Origin of the sequence: Parafrankia irregularis (assembly GCF_001536285.1) — a bacterium.
GTDB lineage: Bacteria > Actinomycetota > Actinomycetes > Frankiales > Frankiaceae > Parafrankia > Parafrankia irregularis.
Window position 1 is genome coordinate 217,935 of the sequence record NZ_FAOZ01000001.1, and the last position, 25,788, is coordinate 243,722.

Below are 25,788 nucleotides of genomic sequence, written 5' to 3' on the forward strand. Positions count from 1 at the left end.
TCAGGGCCGAAGCAGCCAGGTGTCCTTGGAACCGCCCCCGCGCGAGGAGTTGACGATCAGGCTGCCGACCGGCGCGACTCGGCTGAGCGCCGCCGGGGCGACGATCGTCTCCCGCCCGGCGTAGACGAAAGCCCGCAGATCCACCGCACAGGGCGCGAGCTCGCCGTCCACCCAGGTCGGGTGAGTCGACAGTGACACGACCTCCTGGCCGATCCAGCCCCGCGGGTCGGCCAGGATGCCCGCGCGGGCCTGGGCCAGTTCCGCGGGCTCGGCGGCCGGGCCGATCACGACACCAGCGCCGCCGTAGCCGTCGACGGGCTTGACGACCAGCCGGTCGAGGTTCTCCAGGACGTGGTCGCGTTGGTCGGGGTCCCCGCAGACGTAGGTCGGGACATCATCGAGGAGGGGCTGCTCACCCAGGTAATAGGTGATCATCCGGGCGACGAAGGCGTACACCACCTTGTCGTCGGCGACGCCGTTGCCCAGCGCGTTCGCCAGCGCCAGCGTGCCCGCGCGGACGGCCCGCAGCAGACCCGGCCCGAGCGGCGCCCCGTCCGCGCCGGGCAGCCCGAGCAGCTCGTCCTCGTCGACCCGCCGGTACAGGACGTCGACACGCCGGCGCCGGCCCCGGCCACCCGGCACGGCGTACAGGATGTCGTCGTCGACCAGGATGTCCGTCGGGGTCAACAGCGGCACCCCCATCTCCTCGGCGAGGAAGGTGTGCTCGTAGTAGGCCGAGTCCCGCGGCCCGGTGGTGAGCACGGCCACCGCGGGCTCGCCGTGCACCGCCGGCGGCGCCGCGGCGACCAGTGCCTCGTGCAGAAGTGCGGGCACCGTGCTGACGCTCAGGATGGCACCCGGTGGGCTGAGCTCGGGCAACGCCGCACGCGTCAGCTGCCGGGCCTCGATCGCGTAGGCGACCCCGGAGGGCACCCGCAGGTTGTCCTCCAGCACGAGCCATCCCCCGTCGCCGCCGCGGACGAGATCGATGCCTGCCACCGTCGCCCGGGCCCCACCGGACAGCGGTGCGCCGTCGCGGGACAGCACCCGACCGGTGTGCCGCAGACCTGGGGAGTCGTTGACCACCCACGGCGGGATGACGCCGTCGGCGACCGCGGCCCGTTCGGAGTACGTGTCGCGCAGGAAGGCCTCCAGCGCCCGTACCCGCTGGGTCAGCCCGGCCTGCAGCCGCTCCCAGTCGGCCGCGGCGACGATCCGTGGCACCAGGTCAAACGGGAACGGGCGTTGCTCGCCGTCGACGCGGAAGACCACGCCGCGTTCCACCTGCTCGCCCTGCATGGCCTCGCCGCGCTCCGCGAGCACGGCCGGCCCCAGGCGTTCCAGGGCACGCGCGACGGCGCGGTACGCGGGCCGCACACCCTCATCGACCGACATGACCTCGTCGAACCCGGTCGGCCGGTACTGGCCGAGGAGGGAGCGCGCGGCCCGGGCCGCCGGCGGCGGCAACGCCACGGCGCCACCGACACCAGCAGCAGCACCAGCACTGCCGCGGGTGCCGACCCCATCGAACGGATCCGTCGCCGCGGGCGGCGACTCGCGGGTCTCGGTCAGCAGCAGGTCGGCCACATCCGTCAGCAGCCCACGGCGGGCGTGGGCCCGGCGCTGGCGGGAGGCGGCGCTGCCGTGCCCGACCGCGGCTTCGGCCAGATGCCCCACCAGCTCCCAGTCTCCGAGCTGCTCGAGCTCGGGACGCACCTCGGCCAGCAGCCGCCGCAGCAGCTGCTCCGCCGGCACGCTGCCGGCGCCGGACGTGTCGACCAGGTCGCCCTCGATACCGGAGCGGGCCGCCCGCCAGGTGGCCGCCCGCAGCAGCTCGCCGCGGGGCGGTGGCGCCGGGTCGCCTGCCGTGACGGAGTCGATCGCCCGGCACACCAGCGCTCGGAACAGACCGGCGATCAGGATCACGGTGTCCACATCCGGGCAGGCGTCACAGATGCGCAGCTCGACCGTGGGCAGGTGCGCCGAGGGCCGGATGTCGAAATAGACCATTCCGGGGTCGCTGATGACACCGGTCTTGACCAGGTCCGCCACCAGCTGGTCGTATTCCGCGGCGGTCTGGAAGGGGCCGGCGACGCCGGCGGTGGGCCATCGCTGCCAGACCATCGTCCGCATGCTCGCGTAGCCGCTGTCCTCGCCGTTCCAGAACGGTGAGGAGGCCGAGAGCGCGAGCAGCATCGGCAGCCACGGTGCCACCCAGGAGGTGACCGCCATCGCCAGGTCCCGATCAGCCACGTCGACGTGGACCTGAGCGCCGCAGATGAGCTGCTCGCGGGCGAGGAGCTGGTATTCCTCCGCCATCTGCAGGTATCGCGGGTCCGGCGAGACGTCGTGGGCCTGGGTGGAGATCGGCACGGTCCCGGCGCCCGCCGGGCCCAGGCCGAGTGGCTCCGCGACGGCGGCGAGGCGACGACGCAGGTCGACCAGGTCCGCCCGCAGGTCCGCCAGGTCGGTACACGGCCTGCTGTTCGTCTCGACGACGGACTTCAGCAGCTCCTGGGAGAACTGGTCGTCGGGGAGCCCACGCAGTATCTCGGCGGCCCGCGGAACAAGTCGCCGTGTTTCGAGATCGAGGATGTGAAATTCTTCTTCTACACCGACCGCCGCAATCCGCGCGTCGCTCATGAATACCTACACTAGGGCCGACGGGTTACGGGGATATGTCCTGGGCGTATCACCGCTGCTCACCCGGGCCCGATTTATTCCGGGCGGGATGTCATGATTTGTCATGCCGCACAGATGAATCCCACGCACCGGAATCCTCGGCTCCACGGGCACCCCGCGGCCTCGCCTGTTCACATCGGGCCTGTTCACAGTCGGCTCCGAACCTGTTCGGGCGCGGTCCACCACGCATGGCGGATTCCATGCGGGCCAGATCCGCGGACGGCCACCCTGCCCCCGCTGCACAGCGGGCAGGGACGACGCCTGCGTGCCGGCCAGGGCAAGCCGCAGCCACCGCCAGCACGCCTCCCCTACCCGCAGAGAACCAGTTTAAACCGTGACTAATCGCCCTAATCGAGCCTCGGATCGTCAGGCGGCTGATAGCGCCACAGGCACCGGGCAGCCACCCGTCCGGGGACGGAACGAGGACGGAACGAGGACGGAACGACCCATCGGTCACCATCCGAGTCCGACCGGCACGAGCCCACCAGGACGGCCGTCGGGGTACGCGCCACGATCTCGATCGGGGATCGAGATCGTGAGGCGGTGGCGGGAATCGGCACATCAGAAATCGCGACAACCGAAGACGTCCGCCGGCGAGGAGAGAATCCGAAGGAAAACCACGCAGACGGAGACGAAATCCGTTGCCGGCGATACCCCCCGGATGCGTCAGGAACCCGCCGTCAGCGCCGCCGGTGTCACCGGCAGGCCGGTTCCCGGCAGCGCCGCACGGATCTCGGCGGCGAGCAGACTCCATTCGGCCACCCGGGCGGACGTCGCCCGATACGCGAGACCGATCCGCCGGCGGGGCGCCGGGGTGCAGAAGGTCGCCGTCGCGAGGCCGCGCCCCTCCCCCACCTCGACACCCACCGCGGCCGCGGGAACCAGCGTGAGCCCCAGCCCGCCGGCGACCATCTGCACGATCGTCGACAGGCTCGCGGCACGCAACGCGCTGCGCTCCCGCGCCCCCGCCTCCCGGCACACGTCGAGAGCCTGGGCCCGGAAGCAGTGCCCGTCCTCCAGCAGCAGCAGCTCCTGGCCACCGAGCGCGGCCACCGGCAGCCCGTCCCCGCCGGCCATCGGATGATCCACCGGTGTCACCAGGACGAAATCCTCGTCGTAGAGCGGCAGCTCGGCGACTCCGGGCTCGTCGGTCGGCAGCGCGAGCAACGCCAGGTCGAGCGCACCGCCACGCAGCTCCTCCAGCAGCGCCGCGGTCTGGGCCTCCCGCAGCCTCGGGCTCGCCTGCGGCCGCTGGGCGCGCAGCAGTGGGAGCAGGCGGGGCAGCAGATAGGGCGCCACGGTGGGGATGACCCCGAGCCGGATATCACCCGACAGCGGTGCCTGAGCACGCACCGCGACCTGCGCGATGTCGTCCACCGCCCCGAGGACCCCACGGGCCCGCGCGACGATCTCCTCCCCGACCGTCGTCAGCAGCACACTGCGGGTGGTGCGCTCGACGAGCTGGATGCCGAGCGTGCGCTCCAGCGCCGCCACCGCGCTCGACAGAGTGGGCTGACTGACGTGCAGCGAGGCCGCCGCCCGACCGAAGTGCCGGTGATCCGCCACACCCACCAGCGCCCGGAGTTGGGCGAGGGTGGGCTGAGGTTGAGCCATAGCCTAAAGCTATCAGATTCCCCAAATCTTTCGATTTCCCTTCTGAGTAGACGGTCGCAAGAGTGGAGCCCGTCGCCCCACCCCGGGGCACCAGAGACAGGAGATCGTTCGAATGCTGACCGTCGGCGACGTCTTCCCCGCCTACGACCTGACCGGGGTCGTCTCCCTGAACCCGGACACGGCGTTCGTGCAGGAGACCTCCAGCAGCCGTCCGGGCCAGTGGCGCGTCGTGTTCTTCTGGCCGAAGGACTTCACCTTCGTCTGCCCGACCGAGATAGCCGCGTTCGGCCGGCTCAACAGCGAGTTCGCCGACCGTGACGCGCAGATCCTCGGCGTGTCGACGGACAACGAGTACGTCCACCTCGCCTGGCGGCAGAGCCACGAGGACCTGCGCGAGCTGCCGTTCCCGATGCTGTCGGACATCAAGCGCGAGCTGACCCAGGCCTGCGGCGTGCTCGGGGACGACGGTGTGGCACAGCGGGCGACCTTCATCATCGACCCGGACGGCGTCGTCCAGTTCGTGATGGTCACCGCGGGCAGCGTCGGCCGCAACCCGGCCGAGGTGCTGCGGGTGCTCGACGCCCTGCAGACCGACGAACTGTGCCCGTGCAACTGGCAGAAGGGCGAGGCCACGCTCGGCGGTGGCAAGGCCCCCGCGGAGGTCGCGGCCTGATGGGGGTGGCTCGCCTTCGGGAGCTGCTTCCCGACTACGCCAAGGACATCCGGCTCAACCTCGGTTCGGTGACGTCGCAGTCCAACCTGAGCCCCCAGCAGCTGTGGGGAACGGTGCTGGCCTCCGCGATCGCCAGCCGCGGCCGCACCGCACTGGCGGAGCTGGAGGCCGAGGCCCAGGCGTTCCTCACCCCCGAGGCCGCGACCGCCGCCCGCACCGCCGCGGCGCTCATGGCCATGAACAACATCTACTACCGGACGATGCATCTGCTGGAGGACAAGGAGTACTCCAGGCTGCGGGCCGGGCTGCGGATGAACGCCATCGCCAACCCGGGCGTCGACAAGGTCGACTTCGAGCTCTGGTCGCTGGCCGTCTCGGCCGTGAACGGCTGCGGTATGTGCCTCACCGCCCACGAGCAGGAGCTACGCAAGCGGGACGTCTCCCGGGAGGTCATCCAGGACGCGATCCGGGTGGCCTCGGTCGTCCACGCCGCGGCGGTGACCATCGAGGCACACGAACAGGTCGCCGCGGCGACCTGACACAGGCCCAGCGGCCCACCCGGAAAGAACGGCCGGCGCAGCAGGCCCTGCAGGACAGCAGGCCCTGCAGGTTCGCATGAGGCCCGGCGTCGCGGTGGCACCGACCGCGACGCCGGGCCCGTTCGCGTTCCGCGGCACATCAACGGCCAACGGCCCGGGTGCGACACGCCGACGACGGAGGCACCCTGAGTGCCGCGACGCGCCGAGAGCGGAGTGGCTACCGAAATCGTTCTCCGATCCAGGCAGCCACGCAACGCGACCCTGTGTGATTGCGTGGCTTCGGCGGCGACGTCGCCGACGCCGCTCGACCATCGGCCACCCACAGTCGATGAATGCCGGTCGGCATGTGGATCCGGGGCCGAGCACTCTCCCGGGAACGCACCGGGAGCCGGGCGGCGACCATTGCGATCTCGCCACTTTGAGTAACGACGCGGCCGTATTACGCCAAGCCATTTGTGGTTTACACCGTGGTCTGATTCTCCCCAGCCCATCCAACCCAGTCCATCTGATGCCACAATGCAACTTCACAAGCACGCCTTGTAGTCAGGGCCTTGTAGTCGTCGTCGGGTTTCGATCGCTCGGCGCCCACGGTGGTGTCCGCCAGGCCAGTCGGACGTCATCGCGGGCGCGCCAGAACCTCCGGCGCGGCCGTTGCTCAACGACGAGCGTGGACATGGACACCGCCAATGCGGCCGGCCGCGTCAACCCGCGGATGCCGGTGGCATGAGGAACTGGGGGAGCACCGTCATGGCGTTACTGAATCCGGCCAACATCAGTGCAGTGCGCGGAGGGCATGCGCTGCGCGTACCCCGGCGCGGCAGCGAATCCGCCGCAGCGGGAGCAGCCGACGGAACAGGCGCCGGGTCGGCGGGCCCACCGCGCATCGGCCCGCTGCCCGAGAACAAGGTCGGGCAGCAGGTGCGGGTACCCAAGACCGCCGAGCTCGTCGCAGCCCAGCTCCGCCGCCAGATCGTCCGCGGCGAGCTCGTCGAAGGCGACGCGCTGCCCCCCGAAGCCGTCCTCATGGAGCAGTTCGGCGTCTCCCGCCCCACCCTGCGCGAGGCGTTCCGCGTCCTCGAATCCGAGGCGCTCATCTCCGTCCGCCGCGGCGCCCACGGCGGTGCCCGCGTCCACACTCCCGACGGTCAGGTCGCCGCACGCTACGCGGGCCTCGTCCTCGAACACCGCCACACCACTCTCGCCGACGTCCACACGGCCCACACCCTGCTCGAACCCGCGGCCGTCCGCCTGCTTGCGACCCACCACACCGACGCCACGCTCACGGCCCTGCACACGGCCCTCACCCATCCCGACCCCGCCCACTTCCACCACCAGCTCCTCGAGCACGCCGGCAACCAGACCCTCACCATGATCGCCGGGATGCTCCGCCACATCCTCGACACCCACACACCACCCCCGCACCCCGCGCCTCACAACCACCACGACCACACCCACCTGCTCGACCTCATCGCGCATCACGACCCCGACGCCGCCGAAACCCACTGGCGCACCCACATCACGACCACACCCACCCAGCCCCCCACCATCGTCCTAGACCTTCTGGGCGAGTGACGATGCGGCGGCGGCCCCGCTGTGTCCCTGACCGGGCACTCTGGGCGCGCCGCCAGGCATCGCCTGTCACCGATCGGGAAGCAAAGGTGACAGAAACGGCAGAAAAACCGACCGACCGGCACAGACGGGTAGGACGGGAAACGTAACTGACAACAAGCTTTCATCAACCCTGATGGTTAAAGCTCCCGCTCCGGGTTAGCGTGTGCGCCATGCCGCTGTCGGGACTTGCCTGGCAGACTCTCCCGGACGCGGGGGCGTTGGCCCTGGTAGATACCAGCTCACGGCGGGCCGCCGCGCTCGCCCGTCCCCATCCCCGTGAACTACCCATGATCGACGTCGTCGACATAGAGCGACTCGTCGTGGCATGGCTGTCAGTTCAGACCAGATTTGCCGCCGAGCAACAGCTCGTCGAACGAGTGGAGGATGACCCCCATCGCACGATGACAGCACTGTCCTGGCTGCTGGCGATGTGGACGGTCACGATCCACCTGCGGACGGGGCGCCCCCCGGCCGCGGTGGTCGCCGCGATGACCTATCGCCAGGTATGGCGTAGCCCGGAGGCTCCGGAGTCGGAGCGGGTCTGGGAGACGTTGACCGATCGAATCAGGTTGGGCACGCTGGCGGCGCTGACGTCCGACGCCGGTTCCGCGGTCGAGTTCCGCGCCAAGCTCGACAGCCCGCACGGCATGGCCGCCGTCATGCTGCGCCATGCCCTCGGCGTGATGGCCAGCCTCGCCGAGGACATGCGAATGATCGGAGTCGACCCTCAGGACATGGCCGGCACGCTTGCCCTCTACACCATCGACCCGGATGGTCCGACCGCGCCGTGCTTCCGCCCGCTGGCCTGAACAGGCAGGGCCCGGGCGGCACCACCCCGCGTGGCCGCCCGCCCGATGATCAGGCCGGCGGCAGCTCCCCAGGAGGGCCTGGCGATGCGCCCACGCCCGTTCCGGCCGGCGCCGCGTGCCACGGCGCCCCGCCTGCCGCCGACCCTGGCGGCTGCGGGCACCCGCCTGGCACGCGGCGCACCCACCGACGACCTGGGCGCGTCATGCGCCGCCGCACCGGTCGTGCCGGTCGTGCCCGTCAGGTCGGTCGTGCCGGGCTCGGGTGGCGCGAGGGCAGCGGCCCGGCCGGCCGCCTCCGGGCCGTCGATGTACACGGCGCTGGTCATCCCGCCGTGGCCGTGTATCGCCAAAAGTGACTGCATCGACGGGTAGATGGCGACGGATCCGTGGTCGGAGTTCCACCACAACACGCAGGTACCGTCCGGAGCCTGCACTCCGTAGGCCACCGCCCCGGTGCCCGAAACTCCGGACACATCTGTCTCTCGCTCCAGGTGAAACCGCCGGATCTGGCGAGCGGACATGCTGGTCGACCTCCTCGCGGGTCACATCGCCGTACCGCTGGACGCTGCCCGCCACACCGACGACGACCGGCCAGCCGCCGGGAGAGTCGGCACCGGCCGGTCGGGTCACCGTAGCCGCCGTGATCGGGGGCGGTCATCTGATTGGCCGTCCACGACGGTGGCATCGCCGTCGCTCGACGCGTCATCGCAGGTGAACGGCAGCGTAGCGGCTGATCAGACCACAGACGTTTCCTGCCGGGCTCAGCTCGCCACGCGGAGCTCGCCTTCGGGGTGGCGTTCTGCCGCCGCCGCCACGGTGAGATAGCTGTCGTAGCCCGGCACGCCGGCCAGCCGGCTCTCCAGAAAAGCCACCGTGTAGTAGGTGGCCAGGCCGTGCGCACGGTCGCTGTCGATGGCCGGTGGTCGGCAGGTCAGCTCCTCCGTCACCTCGAGCCGGACGCGCACTCCGTCCTCGACCTCGTGCCCGCGGGCCGCCGCGGCCTGCGCGCAGATCTCGGTGAACGAGTTGTGCGTCCCGCCCGCCACCGTGACCAGGTAGCGCGGGTGCGCGCCGGTGAGCTCGTCGAACGCACGTCTCGCGTTGCGCTCGAACGGAACCGCGCCGTCCAGATGACCTCCGATCAGAAGGGCCGGGACCCGAACCCGGCCGAGCAGCCGCGCCGGGACGACCTCGGTGGCCGGGGCGATGCCGACCACGGCCCGCACCCGAGGGTCGGCTGGCGCGCGCAGAAACCCGACCGTGGAGACGACCGAGGTCAGACCGCCGAAGGAGAAGCCGACCACCCCGATCGCATCTGCCCGGACGATGCTGGAGAGCGGGCAGTCGTCATCGGTGAACGCGCTGATGACGTTCGAGACGTCCACCGACCGATCGCTGGCCAGCTCCACCAGTGGTGCCTGCCGGCCCTCAGCGGCCTCGATCATGGTGTCGCCCGGATGGTCCGGCGCGGCCACGACAAAGCCGTGCGTCGCCAGCGCCTCGGCGAGATAGGCGAGCTGCACCCGGCTGCCCGCGCTGCCGTGCGAGATCACCACCAGCGGGAAACGACCGGGCGCGATCGTCCTCCCCTGCAGGGCGACTCGCGACGGCACCGCGATGTCGGATGCCACCGGGTAGCGGGCGGCGCCGTCCCGCGGTCCTTCGGCGGCAGACGTCGGCCCCTTCCAGGTCGGGTACCAGACCGACGTCGTCAGGGTGCGGTCGGGGCGATCGGGGTTGGGCACGATCAGGGTCTGGTAGCCCACCGCATACGGCCCTGGTTGGTCGGGGGGCGGCACCTGGTCGGGCGGCACCTGGTCGGGTCGCGACCGCACAGCGGCCGCGGCAGCCGGCGGAGGATGGCCCGCCGGCGCGCTGTCACCGGCGGGCGGAGGCCCGAAGGTGACCAGCAGTGTTCCCCCCAGCACCGCGGCTGCCGCTGCCCCTGACCAGAGTGACCCCGTCGAGGGCGGCCTTCGGAACGGGCGACCCCCACGCGCGGAGAACGCCCGGGAGCCCAGCCGGGCGCGCCGCGACGGCGCCGTTCCCGACGCCCCAACCACAGCCCTGACACTACGCACAGCGACCACTCCGGAGCGACCGGATCAGCGAAACCCGTGCGTGCTCCAGAGTGGTCCGAAGCGGCCCCGAACGGTCCCGCGAGGCCATGGGTACCTGGTCAACGGTGGCCTGCTCAGCGACGGCCGCCCAGGCTCATCACCGTCGTGACGTCATCCCCGTCCGGACCACCGAGCAGCTCGGTCAGGCGCCGTGGACGTCCGACGTGATAACCCTGCGCAATCCCGACACCGATGTCGAGCAACGCCGACGGCAGCGTGGCGCGGTCGACACCTTCGGCGATCACGATCATTCCTGCCGACCGTGCGATCTGGACGACCGCCTCGACCAGGGCCCGATCACGCGGACTGGTGTCGATGGTGCGAACAAGCCCCGTATCGATCTTCACCGCCCACAGCGGAAGGTTCCGCAGCGCCGTCACCGCCCCGGTGGTCATCCCGAAGTCGTCGAGCAGTACCGCGCAGCCAGCCGCGCCGAGCTGCTCGGCGAGGCGCCGCGCGGCATCCGGATTCGCCACCGCGGCGCTCTCGGAGATCTCCAGGCCCAGGCGGGAGGGGTCGACACGACCATCGCGCAAGGTCGAGAGGACGAAGTCACCGAAGGCCGGATCCCGCAGTGAGCGGGCCGCGAGATTCACGTAGAGCCGCCCGGACAGTCCACTGAGCAGTGCGTTCACGGCGCGCAGCACGACCCAGCGGTCAAGGTGCAGACCGAGGTCGGTGTGCTCGGCGGCAGCCAGGAAGCCGCGTGGGCCCAGCTCGGGCCAGATCCCGTCCCGCAGCCGGGAGAGCAGCTCGAAGCCGATCACCTCGCGGCTCGCGAGGTCGACGACGGGCAGGACGTCCAGCGACATCTGGCCGTTGTCGAGCGCCGCCGCCACCCTGCTGGTCACCGTGACCCGCAGGGCCGCCTCGTCGTACTGCTCACGGGTGAACAGCCGGGCCCGGTTGCGCCCCACCCGCTTGGCCTCCCGCAGCGCGAGGTCCGCCCAGGCGAAGGCGGCCTCGCTGCCGGCCGCAAGCTCCAGCGGGACCACGCCGATGCTGACGGTGGCCTGGACCGCGACCTCCTCGGCCGCGGCGGTGCGGGCGGCGACCGCGGCGCACAGGCGTTCGGCGATCGCGAGGCCCTCGTCTCCCCCGCCCTCGCCCAGGAGGACGGCGAACTCGTCCCCACCGAGGCGCCCGAGCACGGTGTCCGCCGGCAGTTCCTCCCGTAGCAGGCCGGCCACGGCACGGAGCACGGCGTCGCCCACCGAGTAGCCCTGCAGATCGTTGACATCGGCAAGATGATCGACGTCAAGCAGGAGCAGCGAGCCCACCGCGGTCTGTACGCCTGTGGTCCGGATCTCCAGGTCCTCCGCCATCGCGTACCGGGTGAGCAGCCCGGTCAGCGGATCGGTGGACACCCCGGCCGCCGCCGCTGCCCCGACCTCGGCCGCCGCTCCACCATCCGGCGCCGCTCCACCATCCGGCGCGGCTCCGTCAGACGGGGCGGCTCCGTCAGACGGCACCACCTCGCCCGCACCGGGCAACACCACTTCACCGGACGACCCGGCTCCGTCGCCCGGTGCGCCTGCGCTTCCCAGCGCGCCCACACCGCCCGGCGCCGCGGCACCGCCCGGCAGGTCGACGCCGTCCGCGGGATCATCCGGATCCCGCGTCGGAACACCCGGCGTGGCGTCGACGGCCGCGCCGGCGGATCCGGGCAGCAGGCCGAGGCCGCTCGCCACAGCCTCGTCCGCCAGATCCACGATCTCGAAGAGCAGCAGCTCCGAGGGCTGACCCGCGCTCATGTCACGGCAGGTGATCCGCAGCAGATGCGACGTTCCGTCGACCGCGGTCCAGTCGGCGACAGCCGGTGGGGCGCCTGGGTGCAGCCCGGTGAGCGGCAGCCCGGCTTCGGCGACCGCGAGGCGGGACTCGAACGGCGAGTCCGGGTCACGCGTGCCGGTGACCAGTTCGACGAGCGCGTCGTTGACCCACGCCACCCGGCCGTCGGCGGTGACGATCAGCATCCCGACCGATGACGCAGCCGCGGCCAGGCCCGCAACCCCAGCGATCACCGCACCTCCCGTACCGCGCCGCCCGGAGTGCGCAGTCTAATGTCCGCAACACCCCGGTCTGTCGGTCACCGCGCCGTGTCGGCCATCGCCACGGTCCACCCGCTGGCCCGCGTCACCCTTGATCGCCACCACGCCACTCCACACGTAACCCATCCGTAACAAAATCCGTGATCTGCATCACATCTCGCCGGGGAAGGAACTTCGAAACTCCTGGTCAGAGTGTGCCGAGAACCCGGGTTATCGAGATCTCCAGGACGACCCGTTCAGGGTTCACCCGCGGGGCTCGGTACCGCTCGGCGTAACGACGCACCGCCTCGGCGACCGCGGCCGGATCGTCCCGGACGACCGCCAGCCCTTCGAGGGTCGACCATCGAGGCCCGTCGATCTGACACACCGCCACGGGAACGCCGGGCGCCGATCCCGGCCGTGACGCGACCCGACCCGACGCGTTCTCCGCGGCGGCAATAGCGCCGCCACGCGCTTCAATTTCGGACAATTCGCCATCAAAGGCGTCGGCGTCGTCACCGAATGACAACCCTGCCGACCGCGCCTCGGTGAAACGCTCACCCGCCGTGACCCCGTCACGACCCTTTATCAGCGCGACCTTGCGTGAACGCCGAAAGGTGATCACCCTGGCCAGGCCGGCCGCCGGCTCCAGCGTCACACCGACCGGGACGACGTGGGCCGTACCGTCCGGACGCACCGTGGTCAGGCTGCACAGATGCCGCTCCCGCCAGAACTCGAGGAAGGCCGCGCCGCGCCCACTGAGATCAACCGTCATGGGGCCAGCCTCCCATGCGCACAGGCAGGCGGTTACCGATCCGTAAACGCGGCCTGAAGAAGGAGACAGATTCCGCGATTGCGGCTGTATCGTGCATCCGTGTCGATGATCCGTACAGGGCGCAAAGCCCGTGTCTCTCGCCTCGCCGTTCCCCTCGTCCTGGTCCCCGCCCTCGCGCTCGTCGCGGCGGGCTGCGGGTCCGACGACGATGACGACACGGCCACCGCCGCTCCCTCCGCCAGCGTCACCGCGTCGGCGGAGCCTCACAAGATCACCGTTCTGGCCGCGGCCTCGCTGACCGAGACGTTCACCACGCTGGGCAAGCAGTTCGAAGCGGCCCACCCCGGCACGACCGTCACGTTCTCCTTCGCCGCGAGCTCGGCCCTGGCGCAGCAGATCAACTCGGGCGCGCCGGCGGACGTGTTCGCCTCCGCGAGCGCGAAGAACATGACCGAGGTCGTCGACGCGGGCAACGCCACCGGTCCGACGACCTTCGCCACGAACTCGCTCGAGATCGCGGTGCCGGCGGACAACCCGGCCAAGATCGACGAGATCGGTGACCTCGACGAGGCCGGCGTGAAGGTCGCGCTGTGCGAGGCGCAGGTGCCGTGTGGCGTGGCCGCCACCACCGTCCTCGAGAAGGCCGGCGAGAAGGTGACCCCGGTGACCTACGGCGCCGACGTGAAGGCCGTCCTGACCTCCGTCAGCCTGGGTGAGGTCGACGCCGGCCTCGTCTACCAGACCGACGTCGCCTCGGCCGACCCGAAGAAGGTCATCGGCGTCGAGATCCCGGCCGACGTCAACGCGAAGACCAGCTACCCGATCGTCGCGCTGAAGGAGTCCAAGGACGCGGAGACCGCGAAGGCCTTCGTCGACTACGTCCTGTCCGCCGACGGCACCAAGGTGCTCACCGAAGCCGGCTTCGGCCCGGCGAAGTGACCACCCGCCGCCTGGCACGGCGAGCAGCCCGCACGCGGCCTGTGACCCGCGCACGCCGCGAGGCACGAGTCCGCGCGCCCTGGCCGCTCGCCGTGCCGGCGGCGCTCGCCACCGTCTTTCTGCTGTTCCCACTGGTCGCCCTGATCATCAGGGCGCCGTGGGAGTCACTGCCCGATCTGCTCACCGACCCGTCGACCCGGCACGCGCTGTGGCTTTCGGTGCGGACGGCCACCATCGCCACGGCCATCTGCATGGTGTTCGGCGTCCCGCTCGCGTGGGCACTGTCCCGCGCGTCCTTCCCGGGGCGGGACCTGATCCGCGCGCTGGTGACCATTCCGCTGGTCCTCCCGCCCGTCGTGGGCGGTGTCTCGTTGTTGCTCGTGCTGGGGCGGCGCGGCATCGTCGGTCGCCACCTCGACAACTGGTTCGGGTTGACCATCCCGTTCACCACCGACGCGGTGATCCTCGCGCAGATCTTCGTCGCGATGCCCTTCCTCGTCCTGTCGGTCGAGGGCGCGCTGAGCGCCGCCGACCAGCGCTTCGAGGAGGCCGCGGCGACGCTGGGCGCCAGCCGGGTGACGACCTTCCGCCGGGTGACACTGCCCATGATCCTTCCCGCGATCGGGGCGGGTGCCGTGCTGTGCTGGGCCCGGGCGCTGGGCGAGTTCGGCGCGACGATCACGTTCGCCGGCAACTTCCCGAAGACCACCCAGACCATGCCGCTCGCCGTCTACCTGGCCATGGAGGTCGATCCGGAGAAAGCCATCGCGTTGTCCCTCGTGCTGCTGAGCGTCAGCATCGTCGTGCTCGTGGCCCTGCGCGGCCGCTGGTGGAACAGCCGACAGGCCCAGGGGATCGCATGATCATAAAGTCCGACGGGAGCGGCCTCGTCGCCCGCATCGGCATCCAGCTGGGCACGCTGGACCTCGACGCCGAGCTGACCGTCCAGCCCGGGCGCACCCTCGCCGTCCTCGGCCCCAACGGCGCCGGCAAGAGCACCCTGCTGCGCGCCCTCGCCGGGCTTGTTCCGCTGCGGTCCGGGCAGATCGTGCTGAACGGAGTCGTCCTCGACCAGCCGGAGAACCGGCACTTCGTCTCCCCCGAGCACCGCGGCGCCGGGTACGTCTTCCAGGACTATCTGCTCTTCCCGCATCTGAACGCCATCGACAACGTCGCGTTCGGACCGCGGGTACGTCATCGGGTCCGCCGGGGGGCGGCCCGCGCCGCCGCCCGCCAGTGGCTCGCCCGGCTCGGCCTCGCGGAGGTCGCGCACCTGCGCCCGAACGCACTGTCCGGCGGGCAGGCGCAGCGGGTCGCGCTCGCGCGCGCACTGGCCCCCGACCCGGGCCTCCTCCTGCTGGACGAACCGCTCGCGGCGCTGGACGCGGGCACCCGCCTGGAGGTCCGGGCCGAGATCCGTGCGCTGCTGCCCACCCTGGACGTCCCCGTCGTCCTGGTCACCCACGACCCGGTGGACGCGTTGACCCTGGCCGACGACGTCGCCGTGCTCGAACGCGGCCGGGTGGTGCAGCGCGGCACCCCGGTCGAGGTGATCACCCGCCCGCGCACGCCGTACGTCGCGCGGCTGGCCGGGCTGAACCTCTTCCCCGGCACCAGCTCGGACGGCCTGGTCACCCTCGACACGGCCGGTGGCGGTGTCGGTGTCGGTGGCACGCCGGTCACGCTCCTGGGGCCTTCCGACGCGCCGGCAGGGAAGGTCCTCGTCGCGCTGCGCCCGTCGGATGTCGGTGTGCACCTGGAGGAGCCCCTGCGCGCGGAAGGCGTCCTGGTCCTCACCGGGCCGGTGACATCCGTGGAGCAGCTGGGCGACCAGGTACGGGTGCAGATCTCCACCACACCCGTGGTGCGCGCGGAGATCCCGGCCCGGCGGCTGGCGGAGCTGCGGCTCGTCCGCGGCACGACCGTGTGGCTCACGATCGACCGCAAGCACGTCGAGGTCTACGGCCAGGCCGAGCCCGGGATCTGAGCTCCGAACCTGGAAGCGACCACCCGACACGCGCACCGAATGCCGGGTTCGCTACAGTTCGAGGCGTTGCGAGGGGGGAGATCGCCAAAGGAGTCTCCAATGGCCCGGGTCCGTAAGACCGTCGCCAGCGCAGCAGTCGCAGCCGCCCTTGTCGCGGCCGCCTCGTCCTGCCGTACCGATCCGATCGACCTGGCCGACAACGGCGGCCAGCCGACAACCGCCGCAGCGACGCCGAGCGCGTCACCCGCCACGGCGACGCCAGCCGGGCCGACACCGGCCACACCGACAGCGCCAACCACGACCGCGGCCCAGGTGACAACGCCAGCCTCGGCCCCGGCCACATCCACCGCCCCCGCCGGACCGATCCCGGCGCCGGCGACCACCCAGGCGCAGGCCCCGGCGCCGGTACCGCCGCCCACGACCACCAGACCCGCGACGACGCCGCCGAGCGCATCGCCGCGACCGGTCCCGGCACCGTCCACGGCCCCGGCGGCGGGCACCCGGCAGGACGAGGTCGTCCGGCTGACCAACGTCGAGCGGCGGGCGGCCGGATGCGGACCGCTCGCCGTCGACGCCAGCCTGTCCGCCGCGGCCCAGGCCCACTCCGCGGACATGGCCGCGAACAACTACTTCAGCCACTCCGGCCTCGACGGCACCTCGGCGGGCGACCGGGCCCGGGCTGCCGGCTTCCCGTCCTCCTACGTCGGCGAGAACATCGCGGCCGGTTCGGCAACCCCGGCGGCCGCCATCGCGCTGTGGATGGGCAGTTCGGGCCATCGCGCCAACATCCTCAACTGCGCCTACACCCACATCGGCGTCGGCTACGCCGAAGGCGGCTCGTATCGCTACTACTGGACGCAGGTGTTCGGAACACGCTGACCGGCCCCGGCTCCAGGACCACGCCGGTGCGGGGGCACCCGACGACAGGGGACGTCGGCACTGGCCGCGGGGCTCGATGCGGCGCCGCGGTCAGTGCTCGACGTGCCCCAGCGGGCGCCCCGGCGCGACCCTGTCACGCAGGGCGCGCTTGACCGCGGACGGTTCGGGAAAGCCCTGCTCGCGCCGGTCCCACAGCACCTCGCCATCGAGCCGGACGGTGAACACGCCGCCACTGCCCGGCACGAGCGCGACCGAGCCGAGATCCGTTTCGAAGGTCGTGAGCAGCTCCTGGGCCAGCCACGCGGCGCGTGGAAGCCATCGGCAGCGGGTGCAGTACTCGATCTCCACGCAGGGCCGGCCCGGACCACCCAGCTCGGCGGAGCCGGCCCCAACCGTCGGCTCGGATTCAGCACCCATTGCCACCATCTCCATCACCCTGACAGCCGCGTCACCCGGCACCAGCCCCGTCACGCCCGCCAACCCCAACGTCCGGCCTCACAGCCGCGACGTCAACCGGTCCAGGCCGGGCCGTCCAGGCATCGGCCATCCAGGCCCCGGCCGTCAGGCACCGAGCATCGCGAGCCACTGCTTCGAACTCGTCGGCCGGAAGACGTAGTTCATCTTGCGCACGACGCTCAGCTCGGCGGAGGACTCCGCCGAGTACCGGTGGCCCGGGTAGACGGTCACGTCGTCCGCCAGGGCACCGAGCCGGCGCAGGCTGTCGTACATCGCGGCGGCGTCGCCACCGGGGAAGTCCATCCGCCCGCATCCTTCGAGGAACAGCGTGTCCCCCGCGACGAGGCGCCCGTCGACCAGGAAGCACTGGCTCCCCGGCGTGTGCCCCGGGGTGTGCAGCAGCCGGATGTCGACCGCACCGACGGTGACGACGTCGTCGTCGGCGTGCTCAACAAGCTCCGCCTGGCCCACACCGGTCCCCCGGCGCACCCACTCCGCCTCGTCCCGCTGCAGGTGGATCGGCACCGAGGTGCGTTCGAGCAGCTCACGGATGCCCTCCAGCTCGATGCCGAAGGCCGTGCCACCCACATGGTCGGCGTGGTGATGCGTCACCAGCGCCCCGGTCAGCCGCATGTCGTCGGCGGCGAGGATGTCGAGCAGGTCCCCGACCCGGTAGGCCGGGTCGACGACGACAGCTTCGCGGGTCTCCCGATCACCGATGAGGTAGACGAAGTTGACCATCTGCGTCGCGGCGGGATCCCCCACCGCGAAGTCACGACCGGACAGAAGCTGACGGAAGTACAGGCGCTCGCTCACACCGCGAGCCTACGGAGCACCGCCCCAACGCTCCAGAACCCCCAGGCTCCGGTGCGGACCGTCGCCGGCCATGCCTCGCGACCCGAGCGCCCTGCCGCGGGCGCCTCGCCGCGGCGTCGCGGCGGGCCCCGCGTGGCCTACAGATACGGGGCGAGGTCCTCCAGCAGTCGCCGTCGGCTGCGGGCTCCCACCATGGTCGCCAGCTGGGCGCCATCCCTGATCACGACCATGGTCGGCATCGCCAGCACGCCGTAGGCCAGGGCCGTTTTCGGGCTCGCGTCGACATCCACCTCGACCACTCGCAGACGCCCTGCCAGCTCGGCCGCGATCTGCCCGAGGATCGGCCGCATGAGCCGGCACGGCGGGCACCAGTCGGCGTGGAAGTCGACGAGAACGGGCATCGGTGAACCCAGCACGATCTGGGCGAACGTGTCATCATCCGCGTGCCGCACCGCGGCCTCGGCGTCGTTCTCCGCCAGATGCGGGCGGGCCAGGACGTCAGATGTGTTCATGAGATGAGAACTCCCTCGCGTCGGTGTCGTTATGGGGATTCGGCGTTCATGGAGCGGAGCCCGTTGCGGAATCCCGAGCCTCGAACTTCCGCCGCCCGCTGCTTCCGAGCAAGAAGTGAGGATTCTGGCTGCTGTAGCAACCGAAATCCTCAGTTCTTGCCGATTGCCAGGCGGCTCCGCGACCTGTTTGTTCCTATTGGGGGCGAATTTCTGGCGGTGTGCGGCGGCGGACGTCGATGACCGCGTGCACCTCGTCCCTCCAAAGCGGGCCGCCCGTGGTCTCCGGCCGATCCGATGCGTGACCGGGCGGCCCGTCGTCGCGCTGTGTGTCGGGCGGGAACAGCGCGCACCCCGGCCGCTCGGCGGAGGCACCGAGACCTCGGACATCCCGCCAGGGGCCGGGAGAGCCCGCCTCGGCCGGCGGGGGAGCCAGCGGCGCCCCGCCGGCCTGGCGAGCTGCCTCCAGTCGCGCGGCGAGCTGCTCCCGCGCCTGGAGAAGGCGAGCCACCTCGTCGTCGATCTCGGCGATCCGGCGTCGGTAGCCGTCGATGGAATCCGGGCAGGCGTCACCGCTCCCGTGCCCGGCCCGGAGGCATTCGACGAACGGGCGCGTCTCGGCGAGCGCGAAGCCCTCGGCTACCCGGGCCCTGATCTCCTCGACCGCGCGGAGGTCCGCGGCGTCGTAGTCCCGGTAGCCGTTGGACATCCGCCTGGCGGGGAGCAGCCCGTGTTGCTCGTAGTACCGCAGTGCCCGGGGACTCGTGCCGGCGAGCCGTGCCAACTCACCGATGCGCATCCGTGTCTCCTTCGCCGTCGTGCCGCGTCATCGTCGACGCTAGACGTTCACGTCGGCGTCAAGGCCAGCCTGATTCGGAGCCGACCGTTCGCCCGGACCAGTACCGACGCCAGCGCACCGCTGTCGCCGTCGCGGTAGGCGTGGCGACACCTCGGACGAGCCCGATACGACCCCGGCGGTTACATTCGCCGGGTGACGGACAGGATGCGCCGAACGGCCAGGCCTGCTCCGGAATCCTCCGACACCGGCCACGTCACGCCCAGCCAGCTGGCCTACTGGCGTCGCTCCGGCCTGGTACGTCCGGGGCGTGGCGAGCTGACCCAGGCCAGAGCTGTGGCCGCGCTGCGCCGCGCCGGTCTGAGCCCACGGCGTATCAGGGCGGCCGCGGAACGCCTGAGAGTCGCTGCCGATCTCGGTGCCGGACAACAGGACATGGGAATCGCCGTGGGCCGGGGCACGGGTGCGCCTGCGATCTCCGCCCGGCCGGGGCCGAGGCCGCTGCGCTTCGCGGTGTACGGGCAGGAGCTCTTCGTCCAACGGCCCGACGGTGCCTGGGAGGGAGACCGCGCGCCGGGACAGCTGATCCTCGACGGCATCGTTCCCCTCGTCCCGGTTGACACGGTGCTGGTCGGTTGTCTGCCCGGCGGTATTCCCCCGTGTTCCGCGCCAGCCGACGCCGACGCCAGCGGTGGCGGTGGCGGCAGGGCCGGGCGGTCGTCGGGAACCGCGGGCGGGCGGCGAGACGAGGGCCCGGCGCGGGCAGGCGCCATCCGGCCCACCGGTGCGTCCGCGAGCGATCAGATCCGCCGGTTCCTGGGCCGTCAGGAGGCTCTCGACCACCGGGACCACTGATCATCGCTGCCCCGGCGCTGCGCCACGTCGTCCACCCGTTACGCCCAGGTCCAGGGCATTCGTCCGGACCGGACGGCTGATGCGGGTGGGCAACCTAGACTGAGGCCCGTGACCGAACGCCGTCGACCACCTGTGGCCCGCCAGCCAGCTCACCCAGCAGCCTCGCCGGCACAGCGATGACGCCCACCGAGACGTCGGCTCATCCGGCGCCCGGCACCGGCGATGCCGCCTCGGCTGGGCGGGGCGGGGACCGGCCGGTGCTGCTGACGGTCGACGACGACGTGAACGTCTCGCGGGCGGTCGCCCGTGACCTGCGCCGGCGTTACGGCGGGTCGTGGCGGATCGTGCGGGCCGAGTCCGGGTCCCAGGGGCTGGAGGCACTGCGCGAGATCAAGCTGCGTGGGGGCGAGGTGGCCGTCATCCTGGCGGACTACCGGATGCCGGGCATGAACGGCATCGAGTTCCTGGAGCAGGCGATGGACCTGTTCCCCGCGGCCCGGCGCGTCCTGCTGACCGCCTACGCGGACACCAACGCGGCGATCGACGCGATCAACGTCATCGACCTCGACCACTACCTGCTCAAGCCCTGGGATCCGCCGGAGGAGAAGCTCTACCCGGTTCTGGACGCGCTGCTCGAAGCCTGGCGGGCGGCGGACCGTCAGCCCGTCGCCGAGGCCAGGGTGGTCGGGCACCGCTGGTCGGCCCGTTCCTACGAGGTGCGGGACTTCCTGGCCCGCAACCACGTGCCGTACCGCTGGTACCTGGCGGACGAGCCGGAGGGCGAGCGGCTGCTGGCCGCGGCCGGCGCGGAGCCCGACTCGATCCCGTGCGTGATCACCACCGACGGCACCGCGCTCGTCAACCCGAGCGACGTCGAGCTCGCGAACCGGGTCGGGCTCGCGACGGCGCCGGCCGGCGACTTCTACGACCTGATCGTGGTCGGCGGCGGGCCGGCGGGCCTCGGCGCGGCGGTGTACGGGGCTTCCGAGGGCCTGCGGACGCTCCTCGTCGAACGGCACGCGACAGGCGGCCAGGCCGGGCAGAGCTCCCGGATCGAGAACTACCTGGGGTTCCCCGACGGTGTCTCCGGTTCGCAGCTCACCGACCGGGCCCGCCGCCAGGCGCTCAAGTTCGGCGCGGAGCTGCTGACCACCGCCGACGCGGTCGCCCTGGAGGCCGCCGGCCCCGCCCGGCGGCTGGTGCTCGGTGACGGTGGCCGGATCGACGCCCACGCGGTCATCCTCGCGACCGGTGTCTCCTACCGGCAGCTCAACGCCCCGGGCCTCGGCGACCTGACCGGCCAGGGCGTCTTCTACGGCTCGGCGCTCACGGAGGCTCCGAGCTGCAGCGGCGAGGACGTCTACATCGTGGGTGGGGCGAACTCCGCCGGGCAGGCGGCGATGTACTTCGCCCGGCACGCCCGGTCGGTCACGATGCTCGTCCGGGGTTCCGGGCTTGAGGCCTCGATGTCGCACTACCTCATCGAGCAGATCGCGGCCGTCGCGAACATCACGGTCCGGACCTGCACCGAGGTCGTGTCCGCGCACGGTACCGACCATCTCGAAGGCCTCGTGCTGCGCGACAGTTCGACGGGCCAGACGGAGAAGGTCGACACCCACTGGTTGTTCGTCTTCATCGGGGCCGCGCCCCGCACCGACTGGCTCGACGGGGTCGTCGCCCGCGACGAGCACGGGTTCGTGCTGGCCGGGCCGGATCTCATCGTCGACGGCCGCCGGCCGGCAGGCTGGGCGCCGGATCGGGATCCGTACCACCTCGAAAGCAGCCTGCCGGGTGTGTTCGTGGCGGGCGACGCGCGCGCCGAGTCGGTGAAGAGGGTCGCGTCGGCCGTGGGTGAGGGCGCGATGGCGGTCGCGCTGGTGCATCGCTATCTGGCCGGGCGCTGATCGGCCACGGGGAGGCTGACATGGCGGACGACGTGGCGGAGAACAGGCTGCCCTGCGACATCGACGAGCTGCGCACCTTGTTCCTGTTCGAGAAGCTCACCGACGAGCAGCTTGACTGGATCTGCCGCAACGGCCACGTCGAGCTCATCGAGCCGGGGCCGGTGTTCCGTGAGGGCGAACCGGCCACCTGCTTCTACGTGCTGGTCGAGGGCTCGCTGGTACTCACCCGGCGGATCGGCGACGACGACGTCGAGGTCACCCGCACCGACCAGCGCGGGGTCTACGCCGGGGCCTGGTTCGCCTACCTGGGCGAGCGGGTGCCGCAGCTGTACAACAACTCGATGCGGGTGACCTCACCGTCACGTTTCGTCGTGCTGGACGGGGCGGCGCTGGCGCGGCTCATGCGCGAATGGTTCCCGATGGCCGTCCACATGCTCGAAGGGCTGTTCTTCGGGCTGCAGAACCTGCAGCAGCAGACCGGGCAGCGTGAGCGCCTCCTGGCTCTCGGCTCGCTGTCGGCGGGCCTGACCCACGAGCTCAACAACCCGGCCGCCGCCGCGGTGCGGGCGACGGCGTCGCTGCGCGAACGGGTCGCCGGTATGCGGCACAAGCTGGGCCTCATCGCCGCCGGACCGTACGACCGCCCGGCCCTGGAGGCGCTGATCGCCCTGCAGGAGGAGGCGGCGGAACGGGTCGGCAAGGCTCCGTCGCTCACACCGATGGAGACCAGCGACCGGGAGGACAGCGTCGCGGACTGGCTTGACGATCACGGCATCGCGGGCGGCTGGGAGCTGGCGCCCACCTTCGTCCAGGGCGGCTTCGACGTCGACTGGCTGGAACGGGTCGCGGTCACCGTGCCCGCGCAGATCCTGGAGGGCGCGGTCCGCTGGCTGACGTACACCGTCGAGAGCGAGCTGCTGATGAAGGAGATCGAGGACTCCACGAACCGGATCTCCGGCCTGCTCGCCGCGACCAAGCAGTACTCCCAGCTCGACCGGGCGCCCTACCGGCAGGCGGACGTCCATGAGCTGCTGGACAGCACGCTGGCCATGCTGGGTGCCAAGCTCGCGGGGGTCCAGATCGTGCGCGAGTACGACCGGGCGCTGCCGGAGATCCCGGTCCATGCCGCCGAGCTCAACCAGGTGTGGACGAACCTCATCGACAACGCCGCGGCAGCGATGGGGGGCACGGGCACCCTCACCGTCGTGACCACCGCCGACCACGACGACCTGGTGGTCGAGATCCGGGACAGCGGCCCGGGTGTCCCGGCGGACATCCAGGACCGGATCTTCGAGCCGTTCTTCACGACCAAGCCGGTCGGCGAGGGAACCGGGCTGGGCCTGGACATCTCATGGCGCATCGTCGTCAACCGCCACCACGGCAACCTGACGGTGACCTCGGTGCCCGGCGACACCCGGTTCCGGGTCTGTCTGCCGATACGTCCCGACCTCACGAGCCCCCTGGAATCCGCCGTGGAGGCCGCCGAGCAGGGCTGACCCGCCCTCGGCTCCCGATCTCGGCTCCCGCTCTCAGCTCCCGGTTTCCGCCGCCCGGTGGTCGTACTCGTGCCGGGCTGAGGCGATGGTCATCTGGTGGCGCTCCGCCCAGTCGCGGAGCGCGGAAAGCGGCGCGAAAAGCTCACGCGCGACGCTCGTGGCGGTGTACTCCGTCTTCGGCGGCACGGTCGGATAGACCTTGCGAGTCAGCAGCCCGTCTCGTTCCAGCCGGCGCAGGGTCAGGGTCAGCATGCGCCGGCTGATGCCGTCGATTCCGCGTTCCAGCTCGGTGAAGCGGACCGGACCGTGCGCGGCCGCGATCAGGATGCTGACGCTCCACTTGCCGCTGACCTGGTCAAGCACCTCCATGATCGGGCAGGCCTCGATGACAGCCTGATCCACGGTGAGGCCGTCGCCCGTCACATCGATGTTCCGCTGGGACATGAAAGTGCCTTCTTCCGCCGGTGTGAGCGCTCCCCCAGCATGGTCACTGACCGTTCCCCCCGCAACATGCAGTGGGCCCTGTAACAAAAGGTGCCCCGTTGGAGTGCACACATGTCCGAGCTCACGCTCCCAGCGCCGGTCCAGACACGCCCAGAGGTGGCCGAACCAGGTCCACCCCGCTGGCTCGCACTGATCGTCCTGTGCGCCGCCATGCTCATGGTCATCCTCGACGGCACCATCGTCACCGTCGCACTGTCCGCCATCCAGGACGACCTGGGCTTCTCGGAATCCGGACTGGCCTGGGTGGTGAACGCCTACCTGGTGGCCTTCGGCGGGCTGCTTCTGCTGGCCGGGCGGGTCGGTGACCTCGTCGGTCGACGGCGGGTCTTCGTCGGCGGTCTCGCCCTGTTCACCGTCGCGTCGCTGTTCTGCGGGCTGGCCGCAAGTCCCGAGATGCTGCTCGTCGCACGGTTCATCCAGGGAGTCGGGGGTGCGCTCGCCTCGTCGGTCGTCCTCGGAATGATCGTGGTGACCTTCCCCGAACCTCGGGCACAGGCTCGGGCACTCGGGGTGTCGAGCTTCGTCGGTGCCGCCGGAGCCTCGATCGGACTGCTCGCCGGCGGGCTGCTGATCGAGGTGCTCACCTGGCACTGGGTCTTCTTCGTGAACGTGCCGGTCGGCCTGGCCGCGGTCGGTCTGTCCCTGCGGGTCCTGCCGCAGGACCGCGGCCTGGGCCTCGCCGCCGGAGCGGACGCACTCGGCGCCGTACTCGTCACCGGCGGCCTCATGATCGGCATCTTCACGATCGTGGGCAGCGACGACGCGGGCTGGACGTCCGCCCGCACGCTCGGGCTCGGCTTCCTCTCGCTGGTGCTGCTGGTCGGGTTCGTCGCCCGGCAACTGCGGACCCGGCAGCCCCTGCTACCGCCCCGGTTGTTCTCCTCCCGGCCGCTGGCCGTGGGGAACGTGGCGCAGTTGTTGATGACCGGCGGGCTGTTCGCGTTCCAGTTCACCCTCGCGCTCTTCCTCCAGCGCGTCCTCGGCTACGGCGCGGCGGCGACCGGCCTGGCCTTCCTGCCCGTCGCGATCACGATCGGTGTGTTCTCGCTGGGACTCACCGGCTGGCTCGCCGAGCATCTCGGTCCGGGACTGGTCGCGCTGCCAGGCCTGGGGCTGCTGGCCGTCGGCCTCCTGCTGCTGGCACGGCTCTCGCCCGACGCCTCGTACGCGCTGGACATCCTGCCGGCGGCGATCATCCTCTGCTGCGGGGGCGGCCTGGCACTGCCTGCGTTCACGCAGCTCACCATGTCGGGAGTGCCCGCGGATGACGCCGGCCTGGCCTCCGGGCTGAGCAACACGACACTGCAGGTAGGTGGGGCACTGGGACTGGCCGCCCTGACGACGCTCGCGGCATGGCGCGCCGAGAGCGTGGCCGGCGAAGGTGCGCCGAACGCACAGGACCTCACGGCCGGCTACCACGCGACGTGGCTCGGCGGCGCGGCCCTGATGGTGGCCAGCATCGCTGTCACAGCCGGGCTGCTCAGGCCGCGCCGCCCCTCGGCCGGCTGAGCCGCCCGCACCTCAATGCGCTACTGAAGGTAGCCCTCGACCTGGTTGCCGGAGCCGGCGTGCGTGTCGTCCGGGTCCGCTCCGACGGAGCGGGCCGCGCGGCGCCGGCGGAGCAGATCCCAGCACTGGTCGAGGGTCTGCTCCAGCTCGACGAGACGGTCGCGCTCGGCGTCCGAGTCGATGTCCCCCTGGGATCGGCGCAGCCGCAGGCTGTGCTCCTCCGCCACCAGGGTGTCGATGCGCTCGAAGATCTTCGTGTCGTCCATCCGCCCCAGCAAAGCACGT

General features: G+C 71.4%; 24 protein-coding genes. 12 read left to right on the top strand and 12 right to left on the bottom strand.

From position 1 onward, the window contains the following. Window positions 1–2,643: a carboxylate--amine ligase/circularly permuted type 2 ATP-grasp protein gene (locus AWX74_RS00900; protein ID WP_091270550.1), complete on the bottom strand. Its 2,643-nt coding sequence runs from the start codon at window positions 2,641–2,643 to the stop codon at window positions 1–3. A gap of 705 nt (window positions 2,644–3,348) precedes the next feature. Next, window positions 3,349–4,296, bottom strand: a complete 948-nt coding sequence (locus tag AWX74_RS00905; RefSeq protein ID WP_091270551.1) for a LysR substrate-binding domain-containing protein — start codon at window positions 4,294–4,296, stop codon at window positions 3,349–3,351. A 112-nt stretch (window positions 4,297–4,408) separates the two neighbouring features. On the opposite strand from AWX74_RS00905, the gene AWX74_RS00910 reads away from it, so the two are divergent. The 4 genes from AWX74_RS00910 (at window position 4,409) to AWX74_RS00925 (ending at window position 7,928) form a co-directional block, all read left to right on the top strand. Then, entirely contained in the window at window positions 4,409–4,969 is a 561-nt protein-coding gene (locus AWX74_RS00910; protein ID WP_091270553.1) for a peroxiredoxin, read from the top strand. Further along, window positions 4,969–5,508, top strand: coding sequence for an alkylhydroperoxidase, AhpD family (gene ahpD, locus AWX74_RS00915; protein WP_091270555.1), 540 nt, complete (start codon window positions 4,969–4,971; stop codon window positions 5,506–5,508). The genes AWX74_RS00910 and ahpD overlap by 1 nt, the downstream gene beginning before the upstream one ends. A gap of 747 nt (window positions 5,509–6,255) precedes the next feature. Next, window positions 6,256–7,080 carry a FadR/GntR family transcriptional regulator gene (locus AWX74_RS00920; RefSeq protein WP_091270557.1) on the top strand — a complete coding sequence of 275 codons (825 nt, stop codon included), beginning with the start codon at window positions 6,256–6,258 and terminating at the stop codon, window positions 7,078–7,080. Between the two features lie 209 nt (window positions 7,081–7,289). After that, window positions 7,290–7,928, top strand: a complete 639-nt coding sequence (locus tag AWX74_RS00925; RefSeq protein WP_091270559.1) for a hypothetical protein — start codon at window positions 7,290–7,292, stop codon at window positions 7,926–7,928. Here AWX74_RS00925 and AWX74_RS00930 read toward each other — a convergent pair. From AWX74_RS00930 to AWX74_RS00945, 4 genes are all read right to left on the bottom strand, one after another. Next, entirely contained in the window at window positions 7,874–8,449 is a 576-nt protein-coding gene (locus tag AWX74_RS00930; RefSeq protein WP_091270562.1) for a hypothetical protein, read from the bottom strand. The two genes, AWX74_RS00925 and AWX74_RS00930, sit on opposite strands and share 55 nt — an antisense overlap. Before the next feature lie 240 nt (window positions 8,450–8,689). Beyond that, window positions 8,690–9,856 (bottom strand): alpha/beta hydrolase family protein, encoded by a 1,167-nt coding sequence (locus AWX74_RS00935; RefSeq protein ID WP_091270564.1) that lies wholly within the window; start codon window positions 9,854–9,856, stop codon window positions 8,690–8,692. A 266-nt stretch (window positions 9,857–10,122) separates the two neighbouring features. Continuing rightward, entirely contained in the window at window positions 10,123–12,072 is a 1,950-nt protein-coding gene (locus tag AWX74_RS00940) for a bifunctional diguanylate cyclase/phosphodiesterase (RefSeq protein WP_091270566.1), read from the bottom strand. A gap of 214 nt (window positions 12,073–12,286) precedes the next feature. Continuing rightward, window positions 12,287–12,853 (bottom strand): pyridoxamine 5'-phosphate oxidase family protein, encoded by a 567-nt coding sequence (locus AWX74_RS00945; protein WP_091270568.1) that lies wholly within the window; start codon window positions 12,851–12,853, stop codon window positions 12,287–12,289. A 105-nt stretch (window positions 12,854–12,958) separates the two neighbouring features. Here AWX74_RS00945 and modA point away from each other — a divergent pair, with 105 nt between their 5' ends. The 4 genes from modA to AWX74_RS00965 all read left to right on the top strand — a co-directional run bounded on the left by modA (window position 12,959) and on the right by AWX74_RS00965 (window position 16,658). Then, window positions 12,959–13,792: a molybdate ABC transporter substrate-binding protein gene (gene modA, locus AWX74_RS00950; RefSeq protein WP_054567299.1), complete on the top strand. Its 834-nt coding sequence runs from the start codon at window positions 12,959–12,961 to the stop codon at window positions 13,790–13,792. 41 nt (window positions 13,793–13,833) lie between these two features. After that, on the top strand, window positions 13,834–14,655 hold the full coding sequence (locus tag AWX74_RS00955; protein WP_091270570.1) for an ABC transporter permease: 822 nt from the start codon (window positions 13,834–13,836) through the stop codon (window positions 14,653–14,655). After that, a complete protein-coding gene (locus AWX74_RS00960; RefSeq protein ID WP_091270572.1) occupies window positions 14,652–15,779 on the top strand; it encodes an ABC transporter ATP-binding protein in 1,128 nt (375 codons plus the stop codon). Before AWX74_RS00955 ends, AWX74_RS00960 begins: the two co-directional genes overlap by 4 nt. Window positions 15,780–15,878: 99 nt before the next feature. Beyond that, window positions 15,879–16,658, top strand: a complete 780-nt coding sequence (locus tag AWX74_RS00965; protein ID WP_091270574.1) for a CAP domain-containing protein — start codon at window positions 15,879–15,881, stop codon at window positions 16,656–16,658. A gap of 90 nt (window positions 16,659–16,748) precedes the next feature. On the opposite strand, the gene AWX74_RS00970 is transcribed toward AWX74_RS00965, so the two are convergent. The 4 genes from AWX74_RS00970 to AWX74_RS00985 all read right to left on the bottom strand — a co-directional run bounded on the left by AWX74_RS00970 (window position 16,749) and on the right by AWX74_RS00985 (window position 19,238). After that, window positions 16,749–17,075, bottom strand: coding sequence for an Rdx family protein (locus AWX74_RS00970; RefSeq protein ID WP_091271082.1), 327 nt, complete (start codon window positions 17,073–17,075; stop codon window positions 16,749–16,751). A 144-nt stretch (window positions 17,076–17,219) separates the two neighbouring features. Then, window positions 17,220–17,930: an MBL fold metallo-hydrolase gene (locus AWX74_RS00975; RefSeq protein ID WP_091270576.1), complete on the bottom strand. Its 711-nt coding sequence runs from the start codon at window positions 17,928–17,930 to the stop codon at window positions 17,220–17,222. A gap of 137 nt (window positions 17,931–18,067) precedes the next feature. Further along, entirely contained in the window at window positions 18,068–18,442 is a 375-nt protein-coding gene (locus AWX74_RS00980; protein ID WP_226930729.1) for a thioredoxin family protein, read from the bottom strand. Between the two features lie 193 nt (window positions 18,443–18,635). Then, on the bottom strand, window positions 18,636–19,238 hold the full coding sequence (locus tag AWX74_RS00985; RefSeq protein ID WP_091270578.1) for a MerR family transcriptional regulator: 603 nt from the start codon (window positions 19,236–19,238) through the stop codon (window positions 18,636–18,638). Between the two features lie 204 nt (window positions 19,239–19,442). On the opposite strand from AWX74_RS00985, the gene AWX74_RS00990 reads away from it, so the two are divergent. The 3 genes from AWX74_RS00990 to AWX74_RS01000 all read left to right on the top strand — a co-directional run bounded on the left by AWX74_RS00990 (window position 19,443) and on the right by AWX74_RS01000 (window position 23,490). After that, window positions 19,443–20,090: a hypothetical protein gene (locus tag AWX74_RS00990; RefSeq protein WP_091271085.1), complete on the top strand. Its 648-nt coding sequence runs from the start codon at window positions 19,443–19,445 to the stop codon at window positions 20,088–20,090. A gap of 176 nt (window positions 20,091–20,266) precedes the next feature. Next, the gene (locus tag AWX74_RS00995) at window positions 20,267–21,994 is read left to right on the top strand and encodes an NAD(P)/FAD-dependent oxidoreductase (protein WP_226930728.1); all 1,728 of its coding nucleotides are present in this window, start codon (window positions 20,267–20,269) and stop codon (window positions 21,992–21,994) included. 20 nt (window positions 21,995–22,014) lie between these two features. Then, the gene (locus tag AWX74_RS01000; protein WP_091270581.1) at window positions 22,015–23,490 is read left to right on the top strand and encodes an ATP-binding protein; all 1,476 of its coding nucleotides are present in this window, start codon (window positions 22,015–22,017) and stop codon (window positions 23,488–23,490) included. A 33-nt stretch (window positions 23,491–23,523) separates the two neighbouring features. On the opposite strand, the gene AWX74_RS01005 is transcribed toward AWX74_RS01000, so the two are convergent. Further along, window positions 23,524–23,934 carry a winged helix-turn-helix transcriptional regulator gene (locus AWX74_RS01005; protein WP_091270583.1) on the bottom strand — a complete coding sequence of 137 codons (411 nt, stop codon included), beginning with the start codon at window positions 23,932–23,934 and terminating at the stop codon, window positions 23,524–23,526. Window positions 23,935–24,045: 111 nt separating this feature from the next. On the opposite strand from AWX74_RS01005, the gene AWX74_RS01010 reads away from it, so the two are divergent. After that, entirely contained in the window at window positions 24,046–25,503 is a 1,458-nt protein-coding gene (locus AWX74_RS01010) for a DHA2 family efflux MFS transporter permease subunit (RefSeq protein WP_091270585.1), read from the top strand. Between the two features lie 20 nt (window positions 25,504–25,523). On the opposite strand, the gene AWX74_RS01015 is transcribed toward AWX74_RS01010, so the two are convergent. Further along, window positions 25,524–25,769, bottom strand: coding sequence for a DUF2630 family protein (locus AWX74_RS01015; RefSeq protein ID WP_006539263.1), 246 nt, complete (start codon window positions 25,767–25,769; stop codon window positions 25,524–25,526). Window positions 25,770–25,788 lie beyond the last annotated feature (19 nt).

Excerpts from the sequence above, each read along its gene's own strand:
- AWX74_RS00930 (WP_091270562.1), bottom strand. The coding sequence starts at position 8,449 with ATGTCCGCTCGCCAGATCCGGCGGTTTCACCTGGAGCGAGAGACAGAT.
- modA (WP_054567299.1), top strand. The coding sequence starts at position 12,959 with ATGATCCGTACAGGGCGCAAAGCCCGTGTCTCTCGCCTCGCCGTTCCC.
- AWX74_RS00925 (WP_091270559.1), top strand. The coding sequence starts at position 7,290 with ATGCCGCTGTCGGGACTTGCCTGGCAGACTCTCCCGGACGCGGGGGCG.
- AWX74_RS00960 (WP_091270572.1), top strand. The coding sequence starts at position 14,652 with ATGATCATAAAGTCCGACGGGAGCGGCCTCGTCGCCCGCATCGGCATC.
- AWX74_RS00980 (WP_226930729.1), bottom strand. The coding sequence starts at position 18,442 with ATGAACACATCTGACGTCCTGGCCCGCCCGCATCTGGCGGAGAACGAC.
- AWX74_RS00905 (WP_091270551.1), bottom strand. The coding sequence starts at position 4,296 with ATGGCTCAACCTCAGCCCACCCTCGCCCAACTCCGGGCGCTGGTGGGT.
- AWX74_RS00900 (WP_091270550.1), bottom strand. The coding sequence starts at position 2,643 with ATGAGCGACGCGCGGATTGCGGCGGTCGGTGTAGAAGAAGAATTTCAC.
- AWX74_RS00910 (WP_091270553.1), top strand. The coding sequence starts at position 4,409 with ATGCTGACCGTCGGCGACGTCTTCCCCGCCTACGACCTGACCGGGGTC.
- AWX74_RS01005 (WP_091270583.1), bottom strand. The coding sequence starts at position 23,934 with ATGTCCCAGCGGAACATCGATGTGACGGGCGACGGCCTCACCGTGGAT.
- AWX74_RS00970 (WP_091271082.1), bottom strand. The coding sequence starts at position 17,075 with ATGGGTGCTGAATCCGAGCCGACGGTTGGGGCCGGCTCCGCCGAGCTG.
- ahpD (WP_091270555.1), top strand. The coding sequence starts at position 4,969 with ATGGGGGTGGCTCGCCTTCGGGAGCTGCTTCCCGACTACGCCAAGGAC.
- AWX74_RS01015 (WP_006539263.1), bottom strand. The coding sequence starts at position 25,769 with ATGGACGACACGAAGATCTTCGAGCGCATCGACACCCTGGTGGCGGAG.
- AWX74_RS00965 (WP_091270574.1), top strand. The coding sequence starts at position 15,879 with ATGGCCCGGGTCCGTAAGACCGTCGCCAGCGCAGCAGTCGCAGCCGCC.
- AWX74_RS01010 (WP_091270585.1), top strand. The coding sequence starts at position 24,046 with ATGTCCGAGCTCACGCTCCCAGCGCCGGTCCAGACACGCCCAGAGGTG.
- AWX74_RS00945 (WP_091270568.1), bottom strand. The coding sequence starts at position 12,853 with ATGACGGTTGATCTCAGTGGGCGCGGCGCGGCCTTCCTCGAGTTCTGG.
- AWX74_RS00920 (WP_091270557.1), top strand. The coding sequence starts at position 6,256 with ATGGCGTTACTGAATCCGGCCAACATCAGTGCAGTGCGCGGAGGGCAT.
- AWX74_RS00990 (WP_091271085.1), top strand. The coding sequence starts at position 19,443 with ATGCGCCGAACGGCCAGGCCTGCTCCGGAATCCTCCGACACCGGCCAC.
- AWX74_RS00995 (WP_226930728.1), top strand. The coding sequence starts at position 20,267 with ATGACGCCCACCGAGACGTCGGCTCATCCGGCGCCCGGCACCGGCGAT.
- AWX74_RS01000 (WP_091270581.1), top strand. The coding sequence starts at position 22,015 with ATGGCGGACGACGTGGCGGAGAACAGGCTGCCCTGCGACATCGACGAG.
- AWX74_RS00985 (WP_091270578.1), bottom strand. The coding sequence starts at position 19,238 with ATGCGCATCGGTGAGTTGGCACGGCTCGCCGGCACGAGTCCCCGGGCA.